This window comes from Paenibacillus illinoisensis NBRC 15959 (assembly GCF_004000925.1).
Lineage (GTDB): Bacteria > Bacillota > Bacilli > Paenibacillales > Paenibacillaceae > Paenibacillus > Paenibacillus illinoisensis.
Genome location: NZ_BIME01000012.1, coordinates 138,907 through 160,991, shown reverse-complemented (window position 1 = coordinate 160,991; position 22,085 = coordinate 138,907). Strand labels below are relative to the sequence as shown.

Annotated in this window: 19 protein-coding genes and 1 riboswitch; of the genes, 6 read left to right on the top strand and 13 right to left on the bottom strand. The window is 46.9% G+C overall.

Features of this window, described 5'->3' with window-relative positions; genetic code table 11:
• Nucleotides 1-193: 193 nt before the first annotated feature.
• The 3 genes from PIL01S_RS24400 to PIL01S_RS24390 all read right to left on the bottom strand — a co-directional run bounded on the left by PIL01S_RS24400 (nt 194) and on the right by PIL01S_RS24390 (nt 1,758).
• The gene (locus tag PIL01S_RS24400) at nt 194-538 is read right to left on the bottom strand and encodes a YflT domain-containing protein (RefSeq protein WP_095292442.1); all 345 of its coding nucleotides are present in this window, start codon (nt 536-538) and stop codon (nt 194-196) included.
• A gap of 102 nt (nt 539-640) precedes the next feature.
• On the bottom strand, nt 641-1,174 hold the full coding sequence (locus PIL01S_RS24395) for a hypothetical protein (RefSeq protein WP_127539866.1): 534 nt from the start codon (nt 1,172-1,174) through the stop codon (nt 641-643).
• Between the two features lie 71 nt (nt 1,175-1,245).
• The gene (locus tag PIL01S_RS24390) at nt 1,246-1,758 is read right to left on the bottom strand and encodes a DUF948 domain-containing protein (protein ID WP_110821722.1); all 513 of its coding nucleotides are present in this window, start codon (nt 1,756-1,758) and stop codon (nt 1,246-1,248) included.
• A 217-nt stretch (nt 1,759-1,975) separates the two neighbouring features.
• On the opposite strand from PIL01S_RS24390, the gene PIL01S_RS24385 reads away from it, so the two are divergent.
• Nucleotides 1,976-2,140, top strand: coding sequence for a DUF1328 domain-containing protein (locus PIL01S_RS24385; protein ID WP_082704249.1), 165 nt, complete (start codon nt 1,976-1,978; stop codon nt 2,138-2,140).
• Nucleotides 2,141-2,549: 409 nt separating this feature from the next.
• Complete coding sequence (locus PIL01S_RS24380) at nt 2,550-3,014, top strand: hypothetical protein (RefSeq protein WP_127539864.1); 465 nt, start codon at nt 2,550-2,552, stop codon at nt 3,012-3,014.
• A gap of 90 nt (nt 3,015-3,104) precedes the next feature.
• Here PIL01S_RS24380 and PIL01S_RS24375 read toward each other — a convergent pair whose 3' ends face one another.
• On the bottom strand, nt 3,105-3,992 hold the full coding sequence (locus PIL01S_RS24375; RefSeq protein WP_127539862.1) for a cation diffusion facilitator family transporter: 888 nt from the start codon (nt 3,990-3,992) through the stop codon (nt 3,105-3,107).
• 291 nt (nt 3,993-4,283) lie between these two features.
• On the opposite strand from PIL01S_RS24375, the gene PIL01S_RS24370 reads away from it, so the two are divergent.
• A complete protein-coding gene (locus PIL01S_RS24370; protein WP_095292429.1) occupies nt 4,284-4,472 on the top strand; it encodes a hypothetical protein in 189 nt (62 codons plus the stop codon).
• A 111-nt stretch (nt 4,473-4,583) separates the two neighbouring features.
• Here PIL01S_RS24370 and PIL01S_RS24365 read toward each other — a convergent pair whose 3' ends face one another.
• The 6 genes from PIL01S_RS24365 to PIL01S_RS24345 form a co-directional block, all read right to left on the bottom strand.
• The gene (locus PIL01S_RS24365) at nt 4,584-6,209 is read right to left on the bottom strand and encodes an ABC-F family ATP-binding cassette domain-containing protein (RefSeq protein WP_127539860.1); all 1,626 of its coding nucleotides are present in this window, start codon (nt 6,207-6,209) and stop codon (nt 4,584-4,586) included.
• A 205-nt stretch (nt 6,210-6,414) separates the two neighbouring features.
• The gene (locus PIL01S_RS24360; protein ID WP_127539858.1) at nt 6,415-7,455 is read right to left on the bottom strand and encodes an MBL fold metallo-hydrolase; all 1,041 of its coding nucleotides are present in this window, start codon (nt 7,453-7,455) and stop codon (nt 6,415-6,417) included.
• Nucleotides 7,456-7,522: 67 nt separating this feature from the next.
• Nucleotides 7,523-7,675, bottom strand: a complete 153-nt coding sequence (gene cydS, locus PIL01S_RS29610) for a cytochrome bd oxidase small subunit CydS family protein (protein ID WP_164764332.1) — start codon at nt 7,673-7,675, stop codon at nt 7,523-7,525.
• Between the two features lie 5 nt (nt 7,676-7,680).
• Nucleotides 7,681-8,715: a cytochrome d ubiquinol oxidase subunit II gene (locus PIL01S_RS24355; RefSeq protein ID WP_127539855.1), complete on the bottom strand. Its 1,035-nt coding sequence runs from the start codon at nt 8,713-8,715 to the stop codon at nt 7,681-7,683.
• Nucleotides 8,712-10,058, bottom strand: coding sequence for a cytochrome ubiquinol oxidase subunit I (locus PIL01S_RS24350; protein WP_127539853.1), 1,347 nt, complete (start codon nt 10,056-10,058; stop codon nt 8,712-8,714). The genes PIL01S_RS24355 and PIL01S_RS24350 overlap by 4 nt, the downstream gene beginning before the upstream one ends.
• 356 nt (nt 10,059-10,414) lie before the next feature.
• Entirely contained in the window at nt 10,415-13,261 is a 2,847-nt protein-coding gene (locus tag PIL01S_RS24345) for an ATP-binding protein (RefSeq protein WP_127539852.1), read from the bottom strand.
• A 341-nt stretch (nt 13,262-13,602) separates the two neighbouring features.
• On the opposite strand from PIL01S_RS24345, the gene PIL01S_RS24340 reads away from it, so the two are divergent.
• Nucleotides 13,603-14,301, top strand: a complete 699-nt coding sequence (locus PIL01S_RS24340; RefSeq protein WP_127539850.1) for a response regulator transcription factor — start codon at nt 13,603-13,605, stop codon at nt 14,299-14,301.
• A 15-nt stretch (nt 14,302-14,316) separates the two neighbouring features.
• On the opposite strand, the gene PIL01S_RS24335 is transcribed toward PIL01S_RS24340, so the two are convergent.
• Nucleotides 14,317-14,781, bottom strand: coding sequence for a hypothetical protein (locus PIL01S_RS24335; protein ID WP_127539848.1), 465 nt, complete (start codon nt 14,779-14,781; stop codon nt 14,317-14,319).
• Between the two features lie 225 nt (nt 14,782-15,006).
• Between PIL01S_RS24335 and PIL01S_RS24330 the strand changes: the two genes are divergently transcribed.
• Together PIL01S_RS24330 and PIL01S_RS24325 are read left to right on the top strand one after the other, a co-directional pair.
• Entirely contained in the window at nt 15,007-16,149 is a 1,143-nt protein-coding gene (locus tag PIL01S_RS24330; RefSeq protein WP_127539846.1) for a virulence factor, read from the top strand.
• 145 nt (nt 16,150-16,294) lie between these two features.
• Nucleotides 16,295-16,515, top strand: a riboswitch (Lysine riboswitch).
• A 117-nt stretch (nt 16,516-16,632) separates the two neighbouring features.
• A complete protein-coding gene (locus tag PIL01S_RS24325; protein ID WP_095292413.1) occupies nt 16,633-18,111 on the top strand; it encodes an amino acid permease in 1,479 nt (492 codons plus the stop codon).
• Between the two features lie 98 nt (nt 18,112-18,209).
• Here the strand turns inward: PIL01S_RS24325 and PIL01S_RS24320 are convergent, their stop codons facing one another.
• Together PIL01S_RS24320 and PIL01S_RS24315 are read right to left on the bottom strand one after the other, a co-directional pair.
• Nucleotides 18,210-19,337 (bottom strand): transglutaminase domain-containing protein, encoded by a 1,128-nt coding sequence (locus PIL01S_RS24320; protein WP_127539844.1) that lies wholly within the window; start codon nt 19,335-19,337, stop codon nt 18,210-18,212.
• A 195-nt stretch (nt 19,338-19,532) separates the two neighbouring features.
• On the bottom strand, nt 19,533-21,914 hold the full coding sequence (locus tag PIL01S_RS24315; RefSeq protein WP_164764335.1) for a YcdB/YcdC domain-containing protein: 2,382 nt from the start codon (nt 21,912-21,914) through the stop codon (nt 19,533-19,535).
• Between the last annotated feature and the right edge of the window lie 171 nt (nt 21,915-22,085).

Below are 22,085 nucleotides of genomic sequence, written 5' to 3'. Positions count from 1 at the left end.
AAAAACTTCTATCAGTAAATGGCACCACCACAGGAAAAAACACCTGCTCGCTGCCCTGTTTTTGCCGCGTTCTGATCCCGCTTCCAAACTCGCAAAAACATAGATAAGGAATGGGGATATCCCCATTCCTTATCTATGTTTTTGAATCTGAAGCTCGTCTAGTTCAGGATGCTTCAGTTACCATTTGAACCAATTAATCCTTCTTCTTGGCAATAACAAGCACTTTGCCTTTATCAAGTTCACTCTCGTAAAAGTCTGCCTCAGCTTCTGTAAAGCCCATGGATACTATTTTGGCCCGGAGTTCATCACCACGTGATCGGAACAAATTCGCCATGGAGTCAAATACGCCTTCTTCCTTGATACCTATTTCCTTGGCATCCGCTGTATCGGCAATTCGGTCCGTACGATCCTTCTCGTGGGCTAGAACGAAGATATGATCAGCAAGGTAACCAGTATTCTGCAGCTCTTTCACCGCTTCTACCGCTTGAACTCCGTTTTCCACCACTTTTGCATAAGCTTGCGCATTGGTTGAATTCATCGTCTCCACTCTCCTCTGATAATCTTCTTTTCGAGCTACTTTTAATATATAACCTTGCTCTCTTGGTTTGAAACGCTTCTTTAATAAGAAACCATTTCTCCTCTACTGGAGATGATCTTCAAACAGATCGACTCCGTCAATCTGCTCGGTGCCGGGCTTGATATAAACCTTAATGGCTTGATTACCCCGCAGATACACTTCTCCATCTTCAGCTACCACATACGGCTCACCCAAAACCTGGCGAATGGATTCGACATTCATGTCTATCCACTGCTGGTTGAGTTTCAACCGCTCCTCGGTTCCATCAATGTGGATATACTGGATCTCTCCGGTATCCTCACAGAGTCCAACCTTGACATCAGCAAACTCATATTCGGGACAACCCAGATATGGATCTGCCTTTTTGTGAAGGGGCTGACCCTTCTCAGATATAATATGACCTTTGCTGTCATCCAGGGAAATGCCATTCAGAGTCTGAAAATGCCGAACCGGTCCGGATCGATCAGCAGCCAGAGTAACCTCTGGCACTTCTTCTTCCACTACCGTCCATTGCATATCTTGAGCAGCAGGTACCGCTGCCGGTTGAACGGAAAAGGGAGAAATTACGCTAAACATAACAAGCAGTAGTTTCATCATGATTCTCACCCTTTCATCAAGTTCAGTTCATCACCGCTCTGAAAGACATTCAGGATTACACAGCGGTCATGTTATTTACGCATACGTTGCCACACATTAGCCGCCAGATCGATGTACTTCACCCAATTTTTCCCGCCCTTTGCCGTATCATTATATGTAGCCTGATAACTTTGAAGGGTCCGATCCGTAGGTGTTGCAGGCGTTGTCTGTACTTTAGCTACCTCTGCACGTTTGTTTTGCGGCTCTTGATTGTTGCGTTTGGTTTGAAATTTGGCGATCATCGTCGTGGATACCTGTTTGGCCGCCTCGGTCACCTCATTCAAAACCTCTCCCAAATTTTGAACCGATTCCATTACCGGATCAATTTGTTTCATCTTGTGCTGCACATCAACCGTAATATCATTGGCATGCCTTACCGTCTGCTTCACTTCATAACTCAGTTCATCAATCGTTTTCTGAACTTCCTGAAGTGTCTTGGACACGTTGTCCAGTGAGCCCTGAGCCGATTTCAATGTACGAATCAAAAAGAAAACCAATACTGCAAAAGCCACCGCAATCAAGGCCACACTAATTTGATAGATCATAGAAGAACCTCGCTTTCTCATATACATCGTTTTGTTATTGCTATAGTTACCCGACCATTTCAGGCTCGAAACAAAATTAGAACGGACTTCAACCTTCCCTGTTTTTGGAAAATCCATAGATGTTTCATTACAAAACCCCCAGGTTAAAGAACAACTACACACGGCAGCGGATTGAACATCGCTGACCCCATATTCCCAAACGAAAGGATGAATACTCATGTTGAAATGGTCTGTACTATTTCTAGTTATTGCTCTTGTAGCAGGGATTTTCGGCTTTTTCGGTATTGTTGAGGCAGCTGCTTCCATTGCCAAAGTCCTCTTCTTCATCTTTGTTGTATTGTTCGTAATCTCCCTGATTACCGGACGCAGCCGAATGCGATGAATCAGGTTGCTTTGGATAATCTCTTCATCAGATTACATACAAAAGCCTAGCGTGCTTGCAAAAGCCGCTAGGCTTTTGTTATGTGTCTGTCATTTTTGAATCGATTGTCCCAGGGCATAAGGTCCCCCCATCTAATTATTATGTATTACGCTCCTTTCTTCCCTATTCCATCCGCACTTCTCTTTAAACCGGATTTTTATCCACAAACAGGACTTTTTTTACATAGCCAGCCCGGTTTTCTCCCACTGTGGTCTGATATTTACAAGCTTCCCATATACCCACAATTGCTCCAGTTGACTCTGGAGAATAAAAGAAAATATTGTTAAAATGTTGATTCACAAGTGAGGTCGCTTGGTTACTTTTAACACAGAACAACAAATTACATACCTAATCCGAGGAGGAAAAAACAATGAAAAAAATCGTAAGTTTTGCCGCTGCTTTGACTTTGATGGGTTCAATGGCTGCTGCTGCCGGTGCTGAGGAAGCGGTTACTGGAACAGTAACTCCGGAGACAGGAACCCAGGCAACAAATCCTGTGGAAACAACACCTGCTGTTGAAGTAAACAAACCGGTTGTTGAAACCGTTGAAGGTACAACAGAAACGGTTACTGGCGCAACATATGGCACGGATGATGACAAAATCTTCGACGAGCCTGTTGTAAAACCAGGTGATGAGGTTCTTGTACCTACCATGCTGCTTAATCTTCTGGAGCGCACTTGGTTCTACGATGCACCCAACGGTAAACCAATCGGTGCATTGAGTGCCCAAGTAATCGATACAACTGGTGAAGTTGTAGACGGTTTCGATGGTGGCGAATGGGTTCAAGTGTACACTTGGAAAGGCAAAGCGTGGATCCACGTTGCCATTAAATAGTATCGTATAATCGTTCTGAACATAAGTAAAGAGGACAGCGCTCATAGCGACTGTCCTCTTTTTTTTAACAAAACATTTAGCTCAGATCACTCATGTAGGTTCTGCTAAGTCTTCCATTCTCGGCTCAACATGCACGTGAACATGCATTATATTGTGTGAACGCTTCAGCCGTTCCTCCACTTCATCACAGATCCGATGACCTTCAATTAAACTAAGCCCGCCATCCACTTCAATGACTACATCCACAAGCACATGACTCCCATGTACGCGTGCCTTGACGTCCTTAATCATCTCTACTCCAGGAACTCGCGCTACAGATGACCTAAGATCCGTTAACTGATCTTGATCGAATCCATCCGTTAAGCGATGCGTGGAATCCCGGAAGATTTCCCAGGCGGTTTTGCAAATCAGAAGTCCTACAGCAATTGCAGCTACCTTGTCCAACCACGGTAAACCAAATTGGGCTCCTACAATGCCGACTGCCGCTCCGATACTCACCCAGGCATCTGACCGATTATCCTTGGCCGCGGCCATAAGCGCCTGATTGTTAATCTGCAGTGCCAAGCGATGATTATATCGGTATACGCCCAGCATAACCACCGCACAGATTCCAGCGACGGCAGCAGACCATAAGTTAGGTGCTGCAAAGTCCCCTTCATACCATGAACGTACGGCTTCAACCAAAACCTGTAGTCCAACCATGGCCATGATAAAGGATGCAATTAAAGCAGCAACGGTCTCTGCTCTGAAATGCCCATAAGCATGATCTGAGTCGGGCGGTTTCTGGGAAATCCGTAGTCCAATCAATACGGCAACCGAAGCAACAATATCCGTGAGGTTATTAAAACCATCTGCCAGCAATGCGCTGGATGCGAATAAATATCCACAGATTAGCTTGAAGGCGGACAAGATCAGATAAGCTGCGATGCTGACCCAAGCCCCCCGCTCCCCTTTACGTATTTCTTCATAAGCGTTCAAACCGGGCGACACTCCTTTTACGTTTCGTATTACGGTTTTTACATGGTACCAAATGCCACCCTTGTGGGTCTATAGAAACAGTGTTGCCAAGTTGCATGGCTGTAGGGAAGCCGAAACAAAGTTGCCAAACCGCATGGCTGTAGGCTTTGAGAAAAAGTGTTGGCCTAGTCAAAAAGTGAAGGATCCCCGCTTATTATCAGGTTGCCCTTGTGGGGCTTTTGCAAAACGTATAAAATAGGTACATCCCGTCCAATTCGGACGGCTTACTGTAAGACCGGGAGGGAAACAATGATGAGCGAAAACACTGAACCGAAAAAAATCAGTTTGCAGGATGCGATACGCCAGAAACTGGCGCAGAAGAAACAACAGGCGAACTCTGGTAACCAATCCAGCGCCTACTTTGAAGGCGGACCAAAAGCGATGAAGAGCCAAAACAATAAAAAGCCTAACAATCAGCGCCGCCGTACAGGTGGATCCTAGAGAAATCTCGGATTTGCTTATGCAAGAAAAAGAACCGCAAGCTCCTTTCAACAGGGCTTACGGTTCTTTTTTATTACATTGGGATTCTGAACCCCAACATTTTATTTTGAATTAAGCTTCAACCGGGTACATTTTTTTACGCAGTTCTTTAATTTCTTCACTTTCCAGATATTCATCATAGCTCATTTGGCGATCAATAATGCCATTTGGCGTAATTTCGATAATCCGGTTAGCAATGGTTTGGATGAACTGATGGTCATGGGACGTGAACAGCATCGTGCCGTCAAAATCAATCATACCATTGTTCAGGGCAGTAATAGATTCGAGATCCAAGTGGTTCGTTGGCTCATCTAGAATCAGTGCATTAGCACCCGTTTGCATCATTTTTGCCAGCATACAGCGAACTTTCTCTCCTCCGGAGAGTACGCTTGCCTTTTTCAAGGATTCCTCGCCTGAAAAGAGCATACGACCCAAGAATCCGCGAAGATACGTTTCATCCTGATCTTTGGAATACTGACGCAACCAATCCACCAGAGTCATGTCTACACCATCGAAATATTTGGAGTTGTCTTTCGGGAAATACGCCTGTGATGTTGTTACACCCCAAGTATACTCACCGCTATCCGCTTCCACTTCACCCATAAGGATGTCAAACAGCAGCGATTTGGCATTACCATTCGGGCCAACAAATGCGATTTTATCCCCTTTGTTCACCACGAAGCTAATATCATTCAGCATGTTCACACCATCAATTGACTTGCTAATACGATCGACAGTCAACAATTGCTTGCCTGCTTCACGCTCAGGTTTGAAGTTGATGAACGGATATTTACGGTTTGATGGACGAAGGTCATCCAGCGTGATTTTGTCGAGCTGTTTCTTACGCGAAGTTGCTTGCTTCGACTTGGACGCATTCGCCGAGAAGCGTTGAATAAAGGCTTGCAGCTCTTTGATCTTCTCTTCTTTTTTCTTGTTCGCATCACGCTGCAACGCGAGCGCCAGTTGGCTGGATTCGTACCAGAAGTCATAGTTACCTACGTACAGCTGGATTTTACCGAAATCGATATCCGCAATGTGCGTACATACCTTGTTCAAGAAGTGACGGTCATGGGATACAACAATAACTGTACCTTCATAATCCATCAGGAAGTTCTCGAGCCATTGAATGGATTCAAGATCCAAGTGGTTGGTAGGCTCATCGAGCAGCAGATTGTTTGGAGTACCAAACAATGCCTGTGCCAGCAAGACCCGTACCTTCTCGTTACCACTCAGCTCTGTCATCTTCTTCTCGTGCATGTCACGATCGATACCCAGACCGATCAGGAGTGCCGCTGCATCCGGCTCAGCATCCCAGCCATTCAGCTCGGCGAATTCACCTTCAAGCTCACCGGCACGCAGACCATCTTCTTCAGTAAAGTCCGCTTTGGCATACAGTGCATCCTTCTCCTTCATGATCGAGTAAAGACGGCTGTGGCCCATAATTACGGTTTCGAGAACCGGGTACTCATCATATTCGAAGTGGTTTTGCTTCAAAACGGCCATACGTTCGCCCGGGGTGATGTGCACCTCTCCCGAGTTTGCTTCAATTTCACCGGACAAAATTTTCAGAAATGTTGATTTGCCGGCTCCGTTGGCGCCGATCAGGCCGTAACAGTTGCCTGGCGTGAATTTGATATTCACATCTTCAAAAAGTGCACGTTTTCCGTAGCGGAGCGTGATGCCGCTTGTACTAATCATTAAGCATACCATCCTTTATTTTAATAATCTGCTACTGCATAAATAGCAATCATGGATTCAATATCCCGTAGCCTATTCTGGCACCATATTATAACACAAAAAAACGGCAAATTCGAAAATTAGCCGCTTTTTACTCGTTAAAGTTTTGGTAATTGTGCAATTGCTGCGGATATATCCTTACCTTAGCATATATAGCCCGCTTTTGTTAGCTCTTTCTATGATCCTCATGACGAATACGCAGGGTCTCACCGTGTCCAAGCACCCGGATTCGTTCTTTGTGGATTCCGAGTCGTTCACGTTCAACTTCCAGCCGATCCAGCGCTTCCCTAGGCGTATCATCCGCGAGTTTAAACGTACCATAATGCATCGGAACCATAAGCTGTGAACCGGACTCCACGAATCCTTGCAGCGCTTCTTCCGGCGTGACGTGCTGGGACGTCATAAACCATTCGGGTTCATAGGCACCAATCGGCATTAACGTAACACCGATGTCAAAGCGTTCTCCAATCGTTTTGAAACCCTGAAAATATCCTGTATCCCCAACAAAATACAAAACAGGCGGTCCCTCTGATTGCTGCAATGTCTGCGTTGTTGAATCTAAGGACGACTCGTTATGCTCACTTGCAGCCGCACTCTCCTCGGACGAAGTTGTCAGCGCATGATGATGCTCCAGTACGTAGCCGCCCCAGTGGGAGGTATTCGTATCAAATAACGTCCGGCGGGTCCAGTGCTGTGCCGGGACAAAGGTGATTTTGACGCCTCCGAGCACGATATGCTCCCACCACTTCATCTCATGGCAACGGTGGAAGCCCTTGCGCACCATTTTTCGTTTAAGCCCATCCGGTACAATCAGCAAGGTTTTGGCGGTAACCAATTTCCGCAGTGAAGCGAGATGCAAATGATCATAGTGAGAATGGGATATCAGGATGACATCCAAGGGTGGAATATCTTGAATCGGAATACCGGGGGGACCCAGTCTCCGTTGAAATCCCATTTTTTCGGCCCACACGGGGTCAGTTACGATGTTCAGTCCATAATATTGAATAAAAAAAGTGGAGTGACCGATCCAGGTGATGGTTGTCTCATCCCGGTTGGCATGCAGGTAATCCAGCTCAGGCGGGTGTTTGGGCACGGTATATGAATAATCCTTCACCTTGCTCCGCCGCTGCTCCCTCCACTGCTTGAATTCCTTTAACGTTTTGTCCGTACTTACATTATCAATGTTGTTATAACGGATTTTCGGCATGAAAGGGCCCTCCTCCCTTCCTAATATCTTAACCCAACCTAAGCCTTTTTGAAAAAAGAGAGGCGGATTAATCTTTTGGGTTTTTGCTTACTGCCAGATACACGAACAGAAACGCAATCGCAGCAACAATAATGAGCGGCGGTGCATACATGATCGTGAATTCCTCAAAGAAGCTCAAACCCGTTATGCCCGGAATGCCTGTTGCCCCTTCCAGATTCATGAGGTTCATCCTTTCTTTTTACCCGATTGGCCACGGACGTAATTCGCATCAAACAGGAACAGCTTCATGATGAGGATTAGCGACGGAATCAGCACCAGCAGACCAAGACTGAATGCCGTGATGAGCGCAATCCCCATCGTCCGGTTGGTAAAGCTGTCATAGATGTTAATGTACGGATACAGGATATAGGGCAGATGCGACCTGCCGTATCCATACCAGGCGAAGGCGAATTGAAGCATTACGGCGATGAAGCACCAACCGAGGTACTTTCGCTTCCATACAAGAGAGACCGCAATAACAAAACAAATAAATGATGCGATAAACATCCACGAAATATTGACCATTTGCTCAAAGTGCACGGGATTCTGTTTGTTAATCTGCAGGAATGCCAGGAAGCTGGCAAAAATCGTGGGCAAGCTCCACAGCAGTGCGTATTCCCTCAGCACTTCAAATGCCATCTCATCTTCAGCTCTCTTGGCATAATAGGACAGAAACATCGCCGAAATATAAAGCACACTGACGAGCGCAAGCAGTACAACCGACCAGGTATATGGGTTCGTCAGGAATTCACCCCAGCGAAAAAACACCTGCTCACCAACCTGCTCAATAATTCCTCCCTCTGAAATGGCCAAAATCGTGGAAAAGACAGCCGGGATCAATAATCCCGTCGCACCATATAAAGCCATGTAGATGCGACTGTTTTTACCATGATTGCCATAGGTGTTGTACGCGTAGTAGACCCCCCGAATAGCTAGCAGCACAATAGCCAGGGAGCCGGGGACCAGAAGAGCTGTTCCATAATAAAAGGCACTATCCGGATAGAACCCTACCAATCCAACCACGAAAAAGATCAGAAACACATTCGTCACTTCCCACACCGGTGACAGGTAGCGCTGAATAATGTTATGGATTTTGTTCTCATGCCCTGTGAGCAAGCTATAAAAACTGAAAAATCCCGCTCCAAAATCAATGGAAGCCACAATCAAATAACCAAACAAAAATGTCCATAATATCGCAATGCCAGCAATTTCGAAGCTCAATGGACAATCCCTCCCTCAAGTCCAAGCGACTCCAGCTCTTTCTCAGCTTCCTTATTCCGGAACAGCTTGCTGAGTACCCGAATAGCAGAAAAACACAGGACCAGATATAACAGGATGAACAGAACGAGCATCCACCCTACAGAGGTAGAGGTAGTAGCTGCTTCCGACACTTTCATGTATCCCCGCAGAATCCATGGCTGCCTGCCTACCTCGGCAAACATCCAACCCAGCTCAATGGCGATCATCGCCAGCGGACCGAGAAAAACGATACCGAGCAGGAGCCATTTCGGATATGGTTTTCGTCCAGGAAGCCAGCGGCGGAACACATACAGAACAGGAATCAGCAGGATGATCACACCTGTCGTTACCTTCAAATCAAACATGTAGTGAATGGACAACGGCGGCCGCAGATCAGCAGGGTACTCTTCCAGTCCCTTCACTTCGGTGTCTAGACGATTTCCCGCGAGAATACTGAGCGCATACGGAATTTCAATCGCATATTTCACCTCATTATTCTCGTCGAGTATTCCGCCATAGACCAGCGGGGCCTCCTTCATGGTCTTGAAGTGCCATTCTGCCGCTGCCAGCTTCTCCGGCTGGTATTTGGCCAAAAACTTGCCGGAGGAGTCGCCAATCATGACGGTACTAACCGCAAATACGAGGGCACATACCGTAGTGAGCTTAAGTGCCTTTTTGTAATAGACATGGTCCCGGCCACGAAGCAGACTGAAAGCAGCAATACCTGCAAGAATACCGGCGCTGAGCGTATATGAAGATCCCAGCACGTGAGAAACCTTGGTAGGTGTAGCCGGGTTCAGCATGGCTGCAATCGGATGGATGTCCTTCATGATGCCATTAATCAAGGTAAAGCCTTGCGGCTGGTTCATAAAGGAATTCACGGTTGTAATGAATATGGCCGAAGCGGAAGATCCCAGTGCTACCGGAATAAGCAGAAGCATGTGTGTGTATTTCTTCTTGAACCGATCCCATGTGTACAGGTAGATTCCCAGAAAGATTGCTTCCACGAAAAAAGCGAACGTCTCCATAAATAGTGGCAGCGCAATCGCCTGACCCGCGACCCGCATAAACATCGGCCACAGCAGGCTAAGCTGCAGACCGATGGAGGTTCCGGTGACGACACCTACAGCTACGGTGATGACAAATCCCCGTGCCCATCTGCGTGCCAGCAAGGTGTAATGGATATCGTTCGTTCGCAGCCCACGCCATTCGGCCAGCGCAATCATTAGCGGAACGCCTACGCCGATGGAGGCAAATATAATATGTACAGCCAGGGTCAGACCGGTTAATATCCGGCTGAGCAGAACAGGGTCCAGCGATGACATGGGTGACACTCCTCTTTATCATGATGTACAGCTCATATATCTGCTTGTCCAAATAGCTCAATAACTCATGATACGCATGATACTTTTCACAACGGCATACAGTACGACCACTGCTGCGACCAGGCAGACAATAATGAGTGTTTTCTCCTGCTTGCGAAACATATACCTGCCATCCTCCTTTTGATCCGATGCAAATTATGGCGCTATAGACAGTTTGCAAAAGTTCATGGTTTTTTATCCTGAAAATTTGAAAAACAAAAAAAGCCTTTACCTTTCAGTGTAGAGTTCACTGAAAAATAAAGACTTAGTGATGTGTATCCCGTCAGCAACATGGCATCTCTGAACAACTCCCCTGCCTAGAGGAGATCCTCCTGCTTGGGCAAACGTACTTTGAAGGTACTTCCTTTGCCAATTGCGGATATAAACGTAATCGTTCCATGATGATCTTCGACAATTTTGCGTGAGATATACAGTCCGAGTCCGGTTCCACCGATCTGCCGGTGGTCTGAGTTATCCACACGATAAAACTTCGTAAACAGCTGGTCCTGCACATTCTCCGGAATACCGATTCCGTAGTCGCGTACATCAATGCATATCCACTCATTTTCTTCCCACATGGTAATGTCAATCCGTTCGGTTCCTGGCGAGTATTTCACTGCATTGCCAATCAGATTGTGAAGCACCTGGGTCATCCGATTCTGGTCTGCATAAGCAAAGAAATCGCCGTTAAAGGCATGCACATAGATACGCTGGATGGATTTGATATTCCATTGCTCGGCAACACCCTCCACTAATTCCAGCAGCGGTACATAGGTCATATGATAAGTCATACTGTCGTTGTCCAGACGCTGGATGTCCAGTACATCCTCAAGCAGGCTGCTAAGCCGGCTGCCCTCCGACGAGATCGTTTCCATAAACTCCTGTCGCTGTGAAGCAGGTAAATCATACATCATCATTAATTCTACATAACCCATGATGGTTGCGACTGGGGTCCTCAGCTCATGGGATACCACGCTTATCAACTCGTTTTTCATTCGATTCAGGCGTTCTTCTTCCGTACGGTCGCGGAACACAAGCAGGAACCCATGGTTTTTGCCAGGCACATCCACTTGTTTAATATAGAGGGAAAATACGCTTTTTTCCTTGTTATTAAAACTGAATTCGGTCTCCACAAAAGCACGTTCCCCGTGCAAAAAAGCCTTCGTTTGCTCCACCAGATTGAAGTCATCCGTCAGGACAACCTTATCCATGGCTTGAGCAAATTCTTCAATGGATCTGCCCAGGAAGTTACCAAGGCCGAACATTTCCTCGACCCTTCGGTTAACGATGGTAATCATGCCAGAGCGATCGGACATGACCAGCCCTTCCCGAACGGATTCAATAAAGTGTTCACTGATATCGCGCTGTTCCTGAATTGCAATTTTTTCATTAAACAATTCTGCATTCAGTTTCTCGAGCGCGAGTGCATGACGCACACGTTCTTCTTCTGCTCGTGTTTTATCCGTAATATCTTTGATAAACAAGTTATATAGCTTCTCATTGTTGCCGAGCTGAATCTCCACAATTTTGTATTCTATCGGGAAAACCGAACCATCTCTGCGAATGCCTGATATCTCCTCGACATTGGCATGCCGCTTGCCCCGGATATATTCGTATCGCTCCAGCATTCCTTTGATTTCCACGCAACTCGCCCCCTGAAAAAGGGACGGAGCATCGGTCTCAAGAACGACCTCTTCCCGTTTTAGCCCAAACATTCTTTCGGCTTCGGGATTGAACTCAATGATCAGTCCGTTGGAATCCACAGCAATAATGGCATCAATGGATGAATCGATAATAGCGCGTTTGATTTCCTCACTATTTTTCAGTTCCTTGGTCCGTGCACGAACCCTGTCCTCCAGTGTTAATTTATCCTGGCGGATCTGTTCGAATTGTTCAAGCAGAACATCTGCCATTTTGCGCAGATTGCCAATCAAAATTTGAACTTCCATGACATGGCTTGTTGGCCAATCCATTTTGCCTTTACGAAATAATAATCTTGGGAGTAAGCCAGTCATCCGAGTAAGCCTGATCAGAGGACTCACCACCTTTCGGCTTAATGGGGCAGCCACAACCATCGAGGTTACAAAAATGAGAAACAGACTCTGCAGGGTAGTCAGATAGATCCTTTCAATCCGTGAATAATAATTGGCTGAACTTGTCTCCACATACACACGGTACGAAGTATCTGACTCAACATCTGCTTTATAGATAAATGAAGCATGCTTCCAGTAGGTGAGCGCATCGCTGTAATAAGCGTCTCCTGAACGGAAGATAATGGAGGACTCCCCCTCTTTCAGATAACGATAATTGCTTGTATTTAAATATTCGCCAACGATTACGGTATCCAGCCCGGATGCAATCACGCGATCATTCTTATCCAGAATAATGACGTTTACATCCAATAGATGATGATAACGCTCCATGCCCCGCTGCATATTTTGAACCGTCAAGAATCGTTCATCCAGATCCTGCGTCACTGCATTGGCTGCGTGTTTCATATTTAATATAATCGTTTCATGAATTTGACTTAACTGTCTGCGGCTATCAGCTGATAAAAGAAATAGGGAGACCACAACAACAAACACGACCACATATTTAAAAGCAATTCGGCTAAGCGGGATGGTGCCTGTCCTTTTCGATGGATGCTCGCCGTTGGTGATCCAGAAGTCTATTATGATTCCGGCAATTAGCGCGTTAACCATACTGACCACGGCAATATGCATGTATGCATACTTTACTTCATCCAGATTCATGTTCAGGATATAATGCCCATACCCCAAGACAGGTAATAACATCACAACCCAAAACACGGCATTCGCCTTCATAATGCTTCCGTTCTTCCAACGCATCTGCCAGCCCAGCATCCAGAGCAATTCAATAAAATGACCAAAGACCATGTAGAGACAATGTGAAGTTGGCCCATTATAAAGCAGATGTATTCCACTAATTGCAGCAAAGGTGATAAAACCATACATTCCGCCATGTAAGCGTAGGGCAACAAGGACTGCTGCACTGCCGAACATTAACTGGACGCCATAAAACAACGTAAGTGGGTATATGCTTCCCAAGGCTCCAAGCACGATGAGAATCACAGTACCTATCCAAGCGATTCGCAATTTCTCTACAATCCATACCAGCATTTTTGCGGCCATTATTCGAAGCATGGACTACAATCCTCTTGGCCTAGTTCTATATCCGTATTCAACAACAACGTTGGTACCTCCTATAAACGAGAGCGGTTCTATCTACTTTTCTTTCCTCAAATCCCCCTGATACATTATACTGTATATATTAAAAGGTTTTTCTATTGGAAAAATTTGATTTGTCGGCAAAATAGCCACAGCTATGGTAAAATACTGAAGCTCTTCTCAAGTTTGTACTCCCCTACATATACATCCTATATATTGGAATATAAACATTAAAAAATTTGTGGTATTTCTACACTAAACTCAGCTTTTTTTTAGTAATTTCTTAACAAATTCTTTTCATCAGGAGTGTGACCTCTATGTCTATCAAAGTACTTCTTATAGAAGATGAGAAAAATCTGGCTGACATGATTGCTTTCTTTCTTGAGGAGGAAGGATACATAACAGAACGGGTTCATCATGCCCGTGAGGCACTTCAACTTTTCCCGCAGTTCGGGCCGGATATTGTTGTGACTGATCTGATGCTGCCGGAAATGGATGGAAATGATCTGGTAGATGCGTTTCGCCAGCATTCCACTGTACCGATTCTCATGATTTCAGCAAGTACAATGCTGAATGACCGGCTCCGAGCATTACATAACGGTGCTGATGATTTTCTTTGTAAGCCTTTTAGTCTGAAGGAGCTGGACGCAAGGATCAAGGCACTGCTGCGCAGATCCGCCATTTCGTATCCTGATAAACCAGCAAAAGAGGATAAACCATCAGAACATACGGGACATGTAACTGTGAATGAATATAGACGGACACTGTTCGTCAACGGAGTAGAAATCGAAGTCACTCATATTGAATTTGAGATCATGAAAGAATTGTACAAATATCCGGGTAAAGTATTTACCCGTAATGAGCTTATGGACCGAATTAAAGGATCGGAACGAGCCTACCTGGACCGTACCATTGATGTACATATCTCCAGCTTGCGTAAGAAAATCGAACCCGACCCCAAAAATCCACGCTATATCAAGACCGTTTGGGGAACAGGTTATAAGTATGTGACTTAATACAATATTCCTTAACTAGTGGCTATGCCCTCTCCGTGTGTATTTCTGTATCGACATGGCAGAGGGCATGGCTTTTTCTTGATCCTGCAGTGTGGAGTACAACCATTTCTGAATGTCCAAATAAAGCTGATGTGGCTCGCTCGGATTCCACAGCATCATCTTAATGAGGCCATTACCGGTAATCTGCTGCACATGCTGTCTGCGAATCAACGATTGGAAATCGGTAATGACCAGCAGTGGCAGCTGTGGCAAAAAGGCACGAATGGCATTGGATGCCGATATGGCCTGGCTTGCATCCATGTAATCGACAATGCAATAACGGGATCGGCCCCAAGTAGACCTTGAAACCATCTTCTGGTTTTGTTCCTCGCCTCGGATGCATTCTTCCTGCTCTTCCTCCATCCACTCGTTAAACAATTCGATAATATGCTCATAAGCAATACCGCGGCTTCCGTCCGAAAGTACTGTTATACGTTCCATAGTTGTAACCTCCAGTTGTTTCATTCTACTTATTGTGCCGATCTTCATTTAAAAATGTTTGTGAGTGAACATGAAAGAAGTGTTAACTATCTTAGTACTTCTCACACAACTATGTAAGGTTTGTCATCCATTTCGCAGTTTGCCTCCATTCATGTAAAATAGGGATATACCCGTTGCTATCACGGGAACTTAAATGATGAATCCGGTACAGGAGGTTATGAACCGATGAATATTGTTTCCATTGAACCAACACCCAGTCCCAATACGATGATGCTTCACCTTGATGAGCGTCTCGAAGACGGGATCCGCAGAACCTACACGCTGGATAATGAACGTTCTGCTCCAGCGTTTATCCGCCAAATGCTCCATATTCCTGGCGTTAAAAGTGTATTTCATACCACGGACTTCGTTGCGCTGGATCGCAAGGGGAATGCCGACTGGTCCGTCATTCTGGGGGAAGTCCAGAACCGTCTGGGCCAACAAGGCATTGACCTCGACTGGATTGAATCCGAGGATGCATCAGGTGAGCACTTTGGCGAAGCACAAGTATTTGTACAGTTTTTCCGCGGTGTTCCGATGCAGATTCGGGTTAAGGCCGGTGCAAAAGAAGAACGAATTTCTCTCTCCGATCGATTCGTTAAGGCCGTTACCGAAGTGGCCAGTGCAACGCTGATCAAAGAACGTAAATTAAGTGATTACGGCGTACGGTACGGTGAATTGCCGGATATTGCCCGTGAGGTTGAGCAGGAGCTGGAGGCAGCCTATCCTCCGGAGCGTCTGAAGCAGGTCATTGAACAGGCCATTGCGCACGGAACCAATACAGAAGAGTTTGTGGAACGCCGCCGCAAGCTCGAAGGTGCCGAGCTGGAAGAAGCACTGAGCAGTGAGGATTGGAATGTACGCTATGCAGCTTTTGACGGTATGGAACCTACAGAAGAGAGATTGCCGCTTATTGCCCGCGCCCTGCATGACAGTAAAATGCAGATCCGCCGGTTGGCAGTAGTCTATCTTGGGGACATCAAAACGCCGGAAGCCATGGAATTGCTGTATGAAGCACTCAAAGACAGCTCCCCTGCCGTACGTCGTACCGCTGGAGACACCTTGTCCGATATCGGCGACCCGGCTGCAACCGCTGCGATGACAGCTACGCTCACCGACAGCAGCAAACTGGTGCGCTGGCGGGCGGCCCGTTTCTTATATGAAGTGGGAACCGAAGAAGCAGAACAAGCTCTGCGGAAGGCAGCGGACGATCCCGAATTTGAGGTTAGCCTGCAGGCCAAGATGGCACTGGAGCGAATTGAATCCGGTGAACAGGCTGCAGGTACCGTATGGCAGCAAATGGCCGGACGCAACAAAAAGACGGAATAGTCCTTGTTAAAAGAACATCCAACTTTTGTTATTGCATGATGAAACAAGGAAAGGTATACTGAATGTCTGTTTGAGCAACAGAACATGGCATGTAACGTTCTGCTATTCAATAATTTCATAGACAATAGATACACCTCATCCACGATGATGAGGTAGAGGTCGCGGGTGCGATCAGTAAGCTGAAGGAGGCGCTAAGGAGCCGCTCATGAGATCAGCCGAAAGGTGCACCCGCCGAAGCCTGCTGGACGGTTCCTTACATTTGTCCAGTATGGTTGGGGCTGCTGCCGAAAGGTACAGAACTGTCACAGAGATACACACCAGCCCGCATGGGTGGTATGAATTCTTCTGTGTTGAGCTATCTTATAACATCTGGGACAGGTGCGGACAATGGATAATAAGACCGCAGGCTGAAGCCTGCGGTCTTTTGTGTGTATAGTGCCATTGATCCATATCATCAGTACGCTGAGTGAAGGAGTGTTTTCATTGCAAGACCGCAACAAGCAAACAACAGCAGGAAACGGTTCGCTGAAAAAAGGATTGCGTGCACGGCATATGACGATGATTGCCCTCGGTGGCTCCATCGGTACAGGGCTGTTCCTCGCAAGTGGTACCGCCATCTCCACAGCCGGACCGGGTGGTGCATTGATTGCATATGCCGCCGTCGGTATCATGGTTTACTTTCTGATGACAAGCCTTGGAGAACTGGCTACATTTATGCCTGACTCCGGTTCATTTAATACGTATGCCGCTCGTTTCGTCGATCCCGCACTTGGCTTCGCCATGGGCTGGAATTTCTGGTACAACTGGGCCGTCACCATTGCGGCCGAACTGGCTGCAGCTACGGTACTCATCAAGTATTGGTTCCCTGACAGCTCGTCCATGTTATGGAGCCTGCTCTTTCTCGTTTTAATCTTTGCTCTGAATGTGCTGTCTGTTAAAGGTTATGGCGAATCGGAATATTGGTTTGCCATCATCAAAGTGGCTACCGTCATTATCTTTTTGACCGTGGGTGTGCTGATGATCTTCGGTATTATGGGCGGAGAAGCAGTTGGTTTCAGCAACTTTACAGTGGGTGATGCGCCCATCCATGGCGGATTCTTCGCCGTACTTGGTGTGTTCATGGCTGCAGGGTTCTCTTTCCAGGGAACCGAGCTCATTGGTGTAGCTGCGGGTGAGAGTGAAAATCCGCGTGAGAATGTGCCTCGTGCCATTCGGCAGGTATTCTGGCGGATTTTGATCTTCTATATTTTGGCCATCACGGTAATCAGTTTGATCATCCCGTATACGCATCCGAACCTGCTCAAAGGTGATCTGAACAACATCGGTGTCAGTCCATTTACGCTAGTATTTGAAAAAGCCGGGCTTGCCATTGCAGCTTCGGTAATGAATGCGGTCATTCTGACCTCTGTGCTGTCTGCCGGCAACTCTGGCATGTATGCTTCAAGCCGGGTACTCTATGCTCTTGCCCGTGATGGCAAGGCGCCGCGTTTCCTTGCACGACTGAACAAAAAAGGCATTCCAATGAATGCCCTGCTTGTAACTACAGCTGTCGGTATGCTGGCGTTTCTCGCTTCCCTGTTCGGTGATGGTATTGTGTATACCTGGCTGCTGAATGCCTCCGGCATGTGCGGATTTATCACCTGGCTAGGCATCGCAATCAGCCATTATCGCTTCCGCCGGGCTTATGTTGCCCAGGGCAGGGACTTGAAAGACTTGCCTTATCGGGCACGCTGGTTCCCGTTCGGACCGATATTCGCTTTTGTACTCTGTATCATCGTCATTATCGGTCAGAACTATCAGGCCTTTACGGGCGACCAGATCGACTGGAGCGGAGCGCTTGTTGCTTACCTGAGTGTACCGCTGTTCCTGATTCTATGGCTTGGTTACAAGTGGATCAAGAAAACCAAAGTGGTGCCGCTGCAGGAATGTGACTTCTCCCCTACGGATTCCTCTGCGCAGTAAACGTATAGAAAATCCCCCTGCTTCTGACCGTTCTCAACGGTTTAGAAGCAGGGGGATTTGTTTGTATACCATTAAGGCGTTATTACATCCGCCTTGATTCATAACGTCCAATTGATCTTCACACGCAGATCAGTTGTATCTTCCATTTTGGACACATAATACGATATCGATTTCATCCCGAGCTGATACAAATTCTGCAAATCTTCAACCAGACTGGTCTCGGTACCTTTGTATCTGAAAGTCAGTGTGGTTCCACCTTCCTTCAGCACATTCTTCACCTTGGTTTCCAGTGCGGAATGTCCACTAACCGCATCTTTCTCGTCATAGAGCGAATATTCCAGCGTATGGTACAGCTTCTGATACGCAGCTGCCTTGCTGCCGCCGCTTTGTATCAAGGTTTGCAGGGCCTCCCGGTAGGGAGCTGGTGCAGTCGGATATTTGCCTTTTCCTGTCCAGATATGGTCACGTGCCATCTCGTCGTCGCTGAGCAAATAGTAGTTATGGCTAACTTTTCCTTTGCGGTCAGGTGTCGGATCATCCCAGGTCGTGTCCATGTGGTACCATTTGCCGTCCAGCTTCACGATATTCCACGCATGCAGCTGATCACCTGCCGTACCTTCCACAATCCGGTTCTCAATACCTACCTGTTCCAGCATACGGTAAGCAAGCAGGGAATATCCCTGACATACGGTGCTGCCCGTGACAAGTCCATCATAGGCCGTGTATTTCTGTAGAGAAGTATCATAGGCAAGATGGAGAACTATCCAGTCATGGATCGCTTTCACCTTTTCATGATTCGTCATGCCAGGTGTGATAATCTCTTTTAACACATGGGTCACTTTGCGGTTAACGTAATCGGTCTGTTCCTTGGTCTCCCGGTAGGACAAATTCACATGGACCTCGGCCGAAACGTTGGAGCCTTTATAATTAAAAGCATAACTTTTGACGGTATATTGGATATAGGGATCACTGGTCATTGCTTCATCAATGGAGCTCTGGAGCTGCTTTTTGAGTCCTTTCACATCGCCCTTGTATGTAAATACAAGCTCCTCCGTTCGCTGTGACATGGCTGTAAGCAACGTCTGACGTAAATCCTTGGTTGTTGAAATATCGGACGTGTCCGATGCAGCATACAGTTGATCAAGGTCAACCGCACGAGGTAAAGCCACCGCAATCAGACAGCCTGCCAGCAATATGGTGATCACTCGTTTTCCGTTTTTGCCCATGAAAGGATCCCACCTCTCTTTGCAACATTCTCATGCTCATTGTATCACAAAAGGATCTGACGTCAGGCTTCTAGTTTTGTCGAAAAGCATCAAAAGAGACCTTCCGCAGAAGGTCTCCCTTGTCTTCAGCAAAATAACACATACCCGCTAGATCCAGCCTATGACTTACCAGAGCGGGTTATGCAAGAATACCTCTTAATACAGACGACTGCCTGTCATAAATGAATCTGTCTTGCCCTGCAGCTTGGCCAATCGCTCCAGTACCTGTGACGCTTCAGCTACAGTCACTTTGCGTGCCGGCATGAAACGCCCTTCAATGGAAGGAAGCAATCCCAGCTTCATGCTAAGAGATACAGCACCTTTATTGGTAATCGAATTCGCATCTACAAGGTTCGGCAGATCCGATGGCATGGTGTAGAACCCAGCCAGCTTCTCGTAACGAAGTATACGGACAAGTAATACAGCCAGTTCTTCCCGAGTCATCTCATCCTGTGGATTCAGACTGACCTCTGGATCAGCGCCAGCGAGCCAGCGCTGGTCAATTAATGTACGCACTGCCTGATAGTAAGGGCTATCTGGGGTAATGTCCGCATACAGCTTGTCATCCCCGTTCACAGTGTAATAGATGTCCAGATTCGGATTAACTGCTCTCGCGAGATAGTTAAACCAATCTCCTCGGGTAATCACCCGATCCGGGAAAACACGTCCCTGCTCGTCAGGAATCAGGACGCTATGCTGGGTCATATTAAGGATGGCCTCTTCAGCCACATGACCAGCAATATCACTAGGTGCAGCTTGAGCTGCCGTGCTGGAAGTGTTGTACAAAGACGTCCATTCGCCTGTATTGGCATCAAGTACTTCATAGCTGCCGTAGATCGATTTATCATCCCGTGTAGGCATATACGCAAGATTGATCCCCGACGGAGTGACTTGGCCGCTGCTCGTACCATGTCCACCATAACGGGAGTATGCCAGAACCAGCTTGAATTCTTCGAGGTAGGCCGCTTTTGCCTCTTCGTAGCTGATCGCCGGCTCCTTACTTGCAGGCAGCTGCTCAGGCGTTGCAGCAAGATTGGCGTAAAATTCGCTAATCGTCCCATCGTTCAGGACCTGTACCTGTACCTGATCATCCTTAACCGCGATTCCATTCAAGTAACGCTGAAAAATGAACGTGCGGGCATCCTCTACCTCAAGCACGCTGGACAGCTTGAACTGTTCCGTCGCATCCGGTACAAGTGCAATAACCGAATTAATCGCAAGTTTCTCGGCTTGTGTACGGGTTACGGACTTGCCTTCATTTTTCTCATCCGGTTTCTCTTGTGCGGCATCCGGACTCATTCGCTGATACAGGCTATAGCTGTATATTTGCCCGGTGGTGGCATCCACTTGTGCTGAAATGTCCCGCATGAACATATAGGACATATTCGCGTTTCGGTTGCTCCAGCTCAGACTCCAAACCTGATTGTTTGGACTCCAGTAGCTACCTTTATTTAACTGGCTGTAATCCAGCTTGTATCCTTCCGGAATGCCAAAGCTCTTTTTCACCAGGCTCTCCGCCTGCTGGGCATTCAGTCTCTGTCCTTTCGCTGGAACAAAAGCAGCCACACTGCCTTTCAGCGGTTTGTCCTGCTGTACGGTATCCTCGGTAATGACTTTTCCAGTCATAGCGTTGAACCGTTCCAACGTATTCGCCTCAAGTGGAACCATGCTGGAATCCTTCGGCGTATATCCAAGATAATACGCCTGACCTTGCTTTGAAGACAGGCGGTTTTTCGAAATGTAGGCGAGTTCTACATCGAACTGGTCTTCGAATTGCTCCCTTGCCTTCTCTGCAGACATAGCTGGTTTCGATGAAGGATATTCTGCCGCGGTCGTCATTCGTGAATATCCTGTTACCAGGCCACTTTGATCCACACTTATGTAAACCGTCTCCGCATCAGATAACAAACCGTCATGCTTCAGTTGGTATGCAAATTGATATTCGGTTCTGCCAAACAACGATTGCTGTCCCGCCGTTTGGTACAGGTCTCCCAATGATGCGTATGCGCCTTCCTTCAAACCAGGGATGGCCTTGTACAGAAAGGCCACAGCCTGCTCTTCCACTTCATCCTTGGTCAGTTTGGCTTCTGACCCAGATAACTGCTTATCCAATAAATCAGATGGCAAATGTACACTCAGGACTTCCCCTGTCCCTGCATGTACAGATGCGCTGAACCCCATGGAATGATTCCCCTCGGTAATCTGAAACCCGATATCCCATGTTTTGTACTCCAGCGGAGGAAATTGGTTGTTCGGATCAAATTGCGACGAGGTGATGGTCGCCTTTTTCAACATCGGAAACAGTTTCAATATATTCTCACTGGCTTGCTTGGAGGAGATTTTAGCCCCCTCAGGCACGTCATTGCTAGTCACGTCTAGTTGTTCATTTTCCCCCGGTGCAGCTTCTGTTACCTGCTCTGCTTGCGCTGCTGACACGCTGCCTGCAAACCCTGGAGTCTGCGATGCCAGAAGCAATGCCGCCATGGCTGCTGAAGCAGCTCTGGCTGTCATCATTTTGAATCGAATCTGAAAACTCAAATCTGGACCTCTCCCTTCAATTTCATACATGGATGCATGCGAAATAACCCTGCATGAATATTGCCAGTCTATTCTATGATACCATAAGCTTCCTTTTTAATCGTCATTTTCCCAACAATTTTACAAATGAGAATTTTTGCATAATGGTTTGAACAGACCAAAAAACGCCAA

Excerpts from the sequence above, each read along its gene's own strand:
- PIL01S_RS24350 (WP_127539853.1), bottom strand. The coding sequence starts at position 10,058 with ATGTCATCGCTGGACCCTGTTCTGCTCAGCCGGATATTAACCGGTCTG.
- PIL01S_RS24320 (WP_127539844.1), bottom strand. The coding sequence starts at position 19,337 with ATGGGCAAAAACGGAAAACGAGTGATCACCATATTGCTGGCAGGCTGT.
- PIL01S_RS24380 (WP_127539864.1), top strand. The coding sequence starts at position 2,550 with ATGAAAAAAATCGTAAGTTTTGCCGCTGCTTTGACTTTGATGGGTTCA.
- PIL01S_RS24330 (WP_127539846.1), top strand. The coding sequence starts at position 15,007 with ATGAATATTGTTTCCATTGAACCAACACCCAGTCCCAATACGATGATG.
- PIL01S_RS24390 (WP_110821722.1), bottom strand. The coding sequence starts at position 1,758 with ATGATCTATCAAATTAGTGTGGCCTTGATTGCGGTGGCTTTTGCAGTA.
- PIL01S_RS24345 (WP_127539852.1), bottom strand. The coding sequence starts at position 13,261 with ATGCTTCGAATAATGGCCGCAAAAATGCTGGTATGGATTGTAGAGAAA.
- cydS (WP_164764332.1), bottom strand. The coding sequence starts at position 7,675 with ATGAATCTGGAAGGGGCAACAGGCATTCCGGGCATAACGGGTTTGAGC.
- PIL01S_RS24335 (WP_127539848.1), bottom strand. The coding sequence starts at position 14,781 with ATGGAACGTATAACAGTACTTTCGGACGGAAGCCGCGGTATTGCTTAT.
- PIL01S_RS24360 (WP_127539858.1), bottom strand. The coding sequence starts at position 7,455 with ATGCCGAAAATCCGTTATAACAACATTGATAATGTAAGTACGGACAAA.
- PIL01S_RS24340 (WP_127539850.1), top strand. The coding sequence starts at position 13,603 with ATGTCTATCAAAGTACTTCTTATAGAAGATGAGAAAAATCTGGCTGAC.
- PIL01S_RS24395 (WP_127539866.1), bottom strand. The coding sequence starts at position 1,174 with ATGATGAAACTACTGCTTGTTATGTTTAGCGTAATTTCTCCCTTTTCC.
- PIL01S_RS24370 (WP_095292429.1), top strand. The coding sequence starts at position 4,284 with ATGAGCGAAAACACTGAACCGAAAAAAATCAGTTTGCAGGATGCGATA.
- PIL01S_RS24365 (WP_127539860.1), bottom strand. The coding sequence starts at position 6,209 with ATGATTAGTACAAGCGGCATCACGCTCCGCTACGGAAAACGTGCACTT.
- PIL01S_RS24385 (WP_082704249.1), top strand. The coding sequence starts at position 1,976 with ATGTTGAAATGGTCTGTACTATTTCTAGTTATTGCTCTTGTAGCAGGG.
- PIL01S_RS24400 (WP_095292442.1), bottom strand. The coding sequence starts at position 538 with ATGAATTCAACCAATGCGCAAGCTTATGCAAAAGTGGTGGAAAACGGA.